The following is a 7,472-nucleotide window of genomic DNA, read 5'->3' as shown; positions in this document are numbered from 1 at the left end:
CCCTCCCCCGCAAGGGGGGAGGGAAATATTAAGGACACCGATGACCGACGCCCCTCTTCTCGACCGGATCGAACATCGGCGGCTGGCGCTGTACGGCTCGCTGCTGGTGTTGCCGTCGGTCTTCATGCTGTCGCTGTTCGCCTTCTGGCCGACCGTGGCGACATTGTGGGAGAGCCTGTTCTCCAAGGGCACGGTGCGCCGGCCCACGCGCTTCGTCGGCGTCGATAATTACGATCTGCTGTTCAGCGACCCCACCTTCTGGCAGGTGGTGACCAACAATCTGCTCTATGCCGGCGTCACCATTCCGGTCTCCATCGCGCTGGCGCTGGCCATGGCGCTGTGGGCGAACGCGAAAATTCCCGGCCGGGCGATGGTGCGCATCGCCTATTTCACCCCGACCATGCTGCCGATGGTGGCCGCCGCCAATCTGTGGCTGTTCTTCTACACGCCCGACATCGGCGTGCTGGACCGGCTGTTCGGACTGTTCGGCATCGCCGGCACCAACTGGCTGGGCCAGCCGGAGACGGCGCTGGCCTGCATCATCCTGGTGACGATCTGGAAGGAGGCCGGCTTCTTCATGATCTTCTACCTGGCGGCCTTGCAGACCATCCCGCCCGACCTGAAGGAGGCGGCGCTGATCGAGGGGGCCGGCCGCTGGACCTATTTCCGCCGGGTGCTGTTCCCGCTACTGATGCCGACCACCCTGTTCGTCATGGTGAACGCGCTGATCAACTCGGTGAAGCTGATCGACCATCTGTTCATCCTCACCAAGGGCGGGCCGGACAACGCCTCCAAGCTGATCCTGTACTGGATCTGGGAGATGGCCTTCAGCTATTTCGACCGGCCATCGGCAGCCGCCATGACCGTGCTGGTGCTGATCGTGCTGGGCATCGTCGCCATCGTGCAGTTCGCCGTGCTGGAACGGCGCATCCATTACCGGTGAGGAAAGCGTCATGAGCAGCCTTGCCGAACGCCGCCCCTTGAGCACCCGCCTGCCGCTGACGCTGGACGCCATCGGCGCCATCCTGCTGGCGGTGATCTGGATCGCGCCACTGGTCTTTGCCGCCTGGGCCGCTTTTCATACGCCACAGGGCGCGCTGTCCTTCCGGATCGATGCGCCGGTGACGCTGGAGAATTTCCGCATCGCCTGGGAAGGCGCGCCCTGGCCGCGCTATTTCCTGAACACCACGCTGCTGGTCACGGTGATCCTGGCCGGGCAGCTGTTCTTCTGCACGCTGGCCGGCTACGCCTTCGCGCGCTTCCGCTTTCCCGGCCGCGAGGCGCTGTTCATGCTGGTGCTGCTGCAGCTCTTCATCCTGCCGGAAGTGCTGATCGTGGAGAATTACGCCATGGTCTCGCGGCTCGGCCTGTTCGACACCATCCTGGGTATCGGCGTCCCCTACATGGCCAGCGCCTTCGGCATCTTCCTGCTGCGCCAGGCCTTCAAGGGCGTGCCGCGCGAGCTGGAGGAAGCCGCCCGCGTCGAGGGCTGCGGCTGGACCGGCGTGCTGTGGCGCGTCTATATCCCCGCCGCCCGGCCGGTATATCTGGCCTATGCGCTGGTCTCTATCGCCACGCACTGGAACAATTTCCTGTGGCCGCTGGTGGTCACCAACTCGAACGAGACGCGGCCGCTGACCGTGGGTCTGTCGCTGTTCGCCGCCCCGGAGAGCGGCGTGAACATCGCGGTCATCAGCGCCGCCACCCTGTTCACCATCGCCCCCTTGATGATCGCCTTCCTGATCTTCCAGCGGCAGTTCATCCAGGCCTTCCTGCGCGCCGGCATCCGCTAGCTCAGCGCTGCTCGCCAAGCCATTCCAGAGCGTGCGCCTGATCGTCGAACTGGCGGTGTGACGTCATCGGAAACAGCACCTCGACGATCTTCAGCATGAAGCGGAAGAAGCTGTCGCGCGAGACATAGGCGACGCGGCTGCGCGGTCCCTTGCCGGTGCCCCAGGGGGCAAGCTGGCGTATCTGGTCGATGGCTTGCCAATCGACATTGCCAGTGAAGCTCGACAGGTCGACCAGCGTTGGCATCTTAGTCGCCAGATGGCCGCTGGCCAGGGCATGGCGGAAACATTCCAGCAAATCCTCGCCGGCCGCCTCCTTGGTCACCGAAATCCACAACATGTCCCGCTGCACCGCCAGCGTGACGCTGCCATGGATCGCCCCGACGCAATGTCGATAAGCACAGTCGGCATCCATGCGAATGCCGGAAAAATCTGATGAGTCGGGCATGCGCCTGCATATTGGTAACGCAAGATTCTTATTTACAGTAGTGTAGCAGGCAAGAACACACTACAAAAAATTTCATTATATCAATGCGATATTTAACTTTTAACAATTCGCGGAAAATCCGTCACGAATGTTCCCGCGAGTCCAGGGGCGGACCCGCGGGAATATTCCGCCTACTCCCGGCTGGCGACGTTGGCGGCGCTGAGCACGGCTTTCACCGAGGCCGTCGCGACATCGCCGTCGATGCCGACGCCGAACAGCGTGCGCCCGTCCGCCGTGCGGCATTCGACATAGGCGGCGGCCTGCGCGTCGGAGCCTTTGCGCAGTGCATGCTCGTGATAATCCAGCACTTCAAGCTCGATGCCGCAATCGGCCTTCAACGCCCCCAGCACGCCGGAGATCAGGCCATTACCCTTGCCGCTGATCGAGCGCTCCTGCCCGTCCACCGTGATGCGGCCGACGAACAGTCGGTCCTGCCCCGGCGCGCGGCGGCCGGCATCCTCGTAATCCACCAGCCCGAAACGCTGCGCGTCGGCCAGGCAATAGGATTCCTCGAAGGCTTGCCAGATCATCGCCGCCGTCATCTCCTTGCCGGTGCGGTCGGAGATTTCCTGCACCTTGCGGGAGAAATCGATCTGCATGCGGCGCGGCAGCTGCAAGCCCTTATCCTGCTCCAGCACCCAGGCGACGCCGCCCTTGCCGGACTGGCTGTTCACCCGGATCACCGCTTCGTAGGAGCAGCCGACATCGGCCGGGTCGATCGGCAGGTAGGGAACGTCCCAATAGGCGTCGTTGCGCTTTTCCTGGGCCGCGAAACCCTTCTTGATCGCGTCCTGATGTGAACCCGAGAAGGCGGTGAACACCAGCTCGCCGGCATAGGGGTGGCGCGGATGCACCGGCAGCTGATTGCAATGCTCCACCGTGCGCACCACGGTGCGCATGTCGGAGAAATCCAGTTTCGGGTCAATGCCTTGCGTGTAGAGGTTCAGGGCCAGCGTCACCAGATCGACATTACCGGTGCGCTCGCCATTGCCGAACAGGCAGCCCTCGACACGGTCCGCCCCGGCCATCACCGCCAGCTCCGCGGCCGCCACGCCGGTGCCGCGGTCATTATGCGGATGCACGCTGACGATCACCGAATCGCGGCGCGAAATCTTGCGGCAGAAATACTCTATCTGGTCGGCATAGACATGCGGGCCGGCCACTTCCACCGTTGCCGGCAGGTTCAGGATGGCCGGGTTGTCGGGCGTCGGCTGCCACACATCCAGCACCGCCTCGCAGACCTCGATGGCGAAATCCGGCTCAGTGGCGGAGAAGGTTTCCGGCGAATATTCGAAGGTCCATTTCGTGTTCGGCTGCTTCGCGGCTTCCTCGGCAAACAGCGTGGCGCCGGCGACCGCCAGCTTCACCACATCGGCCTTCTCCATGTTGAACACGGTGCGGCGGAAGCTGGGCGAGGTGGCGTTGTAGAGATGCACGATGGCCTGCTTGGCGCCCTGCAGCGATTCGAAGGTGCGGCGGATGAGATCCTCGCGCGACTGGGTCAGCACCTGGATGGTGACGTCGTCGGGGATCAGATTCCCGGTGATCAGGCTGCGGATGAAGTCGAACTCGGTCTGCGAGGCCGAGGGGAAGCCGACCTCGATCTGCTTGAAGCCGGATTTCAGCAGCAGATCGAAGAAACGGTGCTTCTTCTCGCCATCCATCGGGTCGATCAGCGACTGGTTGCCGTCGCGCAGATCGGTCGACAGCCAGATCGGCGCGGCCTCGATCTGCTTCGACGGCCAGGTGCGATCCGGCAAGGAAACGGTGGTGAAGCGGCGGTATTTAGTCTCAGGATTCGGCAACATGGGAAAGCGACTCCGAAATATCTTTTTATGAGGCAAGGCAAATGCGGCAGGAAATACGGCCGCCGGGCTACCGTCTAGGCCCGACGACCGCCGCGCAGTCGCTCCGCCAGCGCCAGACAGGCAAGCCGGGGGGCAAAGAAAGAGTCGAGAATCGATAGGGAGAACATGATTAGACCGGCAGCAACGGAAACTTCGACGCGAACGAAAAACCCCGCCTCCCTCAGGAGGTCGGGCCTAGAAGTCGAAGCAGGGCTGCCGAACGAATAATCATGTCCCTACTGTGCACAGCCAGGGCGGCAGCGTCAACTACCTGATGCTAAGCTTTTTCGCGCATCAAACTTGTTTTCTGTCCTAACAAATCCTGCCAAGCTTTCCCTAACATTGGGGGAGAAGAGCATGCCGGGTTTGACCGCCGATCTGGTCTTGCGCAATGGCGCGATCCACACGCTGGACGGCGACAGCCATATTGTCTCCGCCCTGGCCATCCGTGACGGCAGCATCGTGGCGCTGGGCAGCGACGCCGATATGACGGCACTGACCGGGCCCAAGACCGAGATCATCGACCTCGCCGGTCGCACCGCCATTCCCGGCATCGTCGACAGCCATTGCCACCCGGACAGCTATGCCGCCCGCCTTGCCGGGTGGGAGGATGTCGCGCCCGGCCGCATACAATCGCGCGAGGCGCTGCTCGGCCGGCTGACGGAGGTCGCGGCGGGGCGCGGCCCGGACGATTGGGTGGTCGGCTACCGCTTGAACGAGAACAAATCCGGTGGCTATCCCACGCTGGCAGAACTGGACGCCGCGGGCCAGGGCCGCCCGCTCTTCCTGCTGCGCACGGACGGGCATATCGGCCTCGCCAATTCCCGCGCCTTCCAGGAGCTGGGCGTGGACCGCGATACCCCCGATCCCGCCTTCGGGAAGTTCGATCACCACCCGCAGACCGGCGAGCTGACCGGCCTGATGCGCGAGACGGCGGTGCATCTGTTCCTCGACCGCATCCACGCTGCCGACACCCCTGCCCGCCTCGCCGACGGGCTGGAGAAGGTGTTCGACGACTGGGCGCGCCACGGCATCACCAGTGTCTATAACTCGCTGGCCGGCAGCCGGTCGATCCAGGCCTATCAGCTGCTGCGCCAGCAGGACCGGCTGCGCATGCGCGTCGGCATCATCGTCTCGGGCCGCGAGGACGGGCTGGTAGAGTCCTATGTGAAGGCCGGCATCCGCTCCGGCTTCGGCGACGACATGGTGCGGGTGATCGGCGTCGAATGGTGCCCGGACTGCTCCACCTCCGGCCGCACCGCCGCCTATTACGAGCCCTATGTCGGCCGGAAGATCGAGGGCGAGCCCGAGCCCAATATCGGCATGCTGCTCTACGATCTGGACGATCTGAAGGGCCGCGCGCTGGCCGCGCACAAGGGCGGGCTACAGGTGATGGTCGAAGGCGTGGGCGACCGCGGCATCGATTTCGCGCTGGACGTGATCGAACATTGCCTGGCCGAACATCCCGTGGACGACCACCGCATGCGGGTCGAGCATTGCTGCTACGTCACCCCGCCGATCCTGGCACGGCTGAAGCGCGTCGGCGCGGTCGACAGCTCGGCCACCGGCTTCATGTATGATCTGGGCGACGCCTACCGCGCCAATCGCGGGGCGGAGGCGATGCGCTGGATGTGGCCGCACCGCAGCCTGATCGATGCCGGCATCCCCGCCCCCGGCCATTCCGACGCGATGGTGTGCGATCCCAACCCCTTCGTCGCGCTCTGGGCCATGGTGAACCGCAAGGCGCAGACCGGCGTATCGCTGGACGCGGCCGAAGCGGTGACGGCGGAGGAAGCCTTGCGCGCCTATACCATCCTGGGGGCCTGGTCGGGCCGCGAGGAAGCGTTGAAAGGCTCGCTGGAGGTCGGCAAGCTGGCCGATATCGCCATTCTCGACCGCGATTATTTCAGCATTCCGCCTGAGGAAATCCGCGAGGTCGGCGTGGTGACGACGCTGCTTGGCGGTAAGATCATTCACAGCGTCCAGGAGCCATCATGAGCACCGACATCTTCGCCGACGGCTTCAAGGCCGAACCCTATTGGTGGGACGCCGCCAAGCCCGCCGCGACGCTGGCCAGCCCGCTACCGGAAGCAACCGACGTGGCGATCATCGGCAGCGGCTATGCCGGCCTGTCGGCGGCGCTGGAACTGGCGCGCCACGGCACGGCGGTGACCGTGCTGGAGGCCGAGAATCTCGGTTGGGGGGCAAGTTCACGCAATGGCGGCATGGTCTCGGGCGGGGTGAATGTCGGCAAGGGCCGGGCGATGAACGACGACGCCACCCGCGCCATGCTGGCCGAGGCCTCGCAGGCCTACGCGCATCTGGAAGGCATCGTCGCGCGCGAGAAGATCGAGTGTTTCTACCAGCGGGTCGGCCGCTTCGTCGGGGCGCACACGCCCGGCGCGTTCGAGGCGCAGTCCCGCCGCGTCGAGGCGCTGAACCGGATCGCCGAATCCGAGGCCTACATGGTCCCGCGCGAGCGCCAGCATGAGGAGATCGCCAGCGATTTCTACTATGGCGGCATGGTCGTCCAGCGCGCCGGCGGCGTGCACCCCGCGCTGCTGCATAAGGGCCTGCTGGAAGCCGCCTATCGCGCCGGGGCGACGCTGTGCGCCGGCACCCGCGTCGGCAAGGTCGAGGGCGCGCCGGGGGCGTTCCGCGTGCAGACATCGCAGGGCGAAGTCCGCGCGAAGGAGGTCGTCGTCGCCTCCAACGGCTATACCGGCGACGCCACGCCCTGGCAGCAGCGCCGCGTCATCCCCATCGCCAGCTTCATCATCGCTACCGAGGAGCTGGGCGCGGAGACGGTCCGCGCGCTGTTTCCCAAGCTGCGCATGATCTCCGAGACCAAGCGGGTGCTGTGCTATTACCGCCCCTCGCCCGACGGCAAGCGCATCATCTTCGGCGGCCGCGCCCGGTTCCGCCAGGCCACGCCGCAGGAGAGCGCGCCCACCCTCCACCGCTTCCTGTGCGACCGCTTCCCGCAGCTCGACGGGCGCGGCCTGAAGATCACCCATGCCTGGACCGGCAACGTCGCCTTCACCTTCGACAAGCTGCCGCATATGGGCCGGCAGGATGGCCTGCATTACGCGCTGGGCTGCAATGGCAGCGGCGTGGTGATGATGACCCATCTGGGCCACCGCACGGCGCTGAACATCCTCGGCCACGCCAACAGCCCCAGCGCCTACGAGGCCTTGCCGATGCCGACCGTGCCGCTCTATGGCGGCAATCCCTGGTTCCTGCCCATCGTCGGCGGCTACTACAAGATGCGCGACTGGATCGACCGCAGGCGGGCGGGGTGATCGGGAACGGTGATTGTATCCATGTCCTTCGAGACGCCCCTTCGGG

Annotated in this window: 6 protein-coding genes; 4 read left to right on the top strand and 2 right to left on the bottom strand. The window is 65.0% G+C overall.

All coding sequences use genetic code 11. The annotated features are described in order from the left end of the window. Positions 1-40 precede the first annotated feature (40 nt). Together AUP43_RS04150 and AUP43_RS04145 are read left to right on the top strand one after the other, a co-directional pair. The gene (locus tag AUP43_RS04150; RefSeq protein ID WP_067553059.1) at positions 41-943 is read left to right on the top strand and encodes a carbohydrate ABC transporter permease; all 903 of its coding nucleotides are present in this window, start codon (positions 41-43) and stop codon (positions 941-943) included. Between the two features lie 10 nt (positions 944-953). Further along, a complete protein-coding gene (locus AUP43_RS04145) occupies positions 954-1,793 on the top strand; it encodes a carbohydrate ABC transporter permease (RefSeq protein WP_067553057.1) in 840 nt (279 codons plus the stop codon). 1 nt (position 1,794) lies between these two features. Here AUP43_RS04145 and AUP43_RS04140 read toward each other — a convergent pair whose 3' ends face one another. After that, positions 1,795-2,238 carry a hypothetical protein gene (locus tag AUP43_RS04140; protein WP_157089229.1) on the bottom strand — a complete coding sequence of 148 codons (444 nt, stop codon included), beginning with the start codon at positions 2,236-2,238 and terminating at the stop codon, positions 1,795-1,797. A 170-nt stretch (positions 2,239-2,408) separates the two neighbouring features. Continuing rightward, positions 2,409-4,085 (bottom strand): 2-isopropylmalate synthase, encoded by a 1,677-nt coding sequence (gene leuA / locus AUP43_RS04135; RefSeq protein ID WP_067553053.1) that lies wholly within the window; start codon positions 4,083-4,085, stop codon positions 2,409-2,411. Between the two features lie 396 nt (positions 4,086-4,481). Here leuA and AUP43_RS04130 point away from each other — a divergent pair, with 396 nt between their 5' ends. Together AUP43_RS04130 and AUP43_RS04125 are read left to right on the top strand one after the other, a co-directional pair. Further along, entirely contained in the window at positions 4,482-6,122 is a 1,641-nt protein-coding gene (locus tag AUP43_RS04130; RefSeq protein WP_067553051.1) for an amidohydrolase, read from the top strand. Then, complete coding sequence (locus AUP43_RS04125) at positions 6,119-7,426, top strand: NAD(P)/FAD-dependent oxidoreductase (RefSeq protein WP_067553049.1); 1,308 nt, start codon at positions 6,119-6,121, stop codon at positions 7,424-7,426. Before AUP43_RS04130 ends, AUP43_RS04125 begins: the two co-directional genes overlap by 4 nt. The last annotated feature ends 46 nt before the right edge of the window (positions 7,427-7,472 follow it).

The organism is Oceanibaculum pacificum, assembly GCF_001618175.1.
In the GTDB taxonomy this organism is placed as follows: Bacteria; Pseudomonadota; Alphaproteobacteria; order Oceanibaculales; family Oceanibaculaceae; genus Oceanibaculum; species Oceanibaculum pacificum.
The sequence above is the reverse complement of the archived record's forward strand: the minus strand, read 5'-3'. Positions and strand labels throughout refer to the sequence as shown.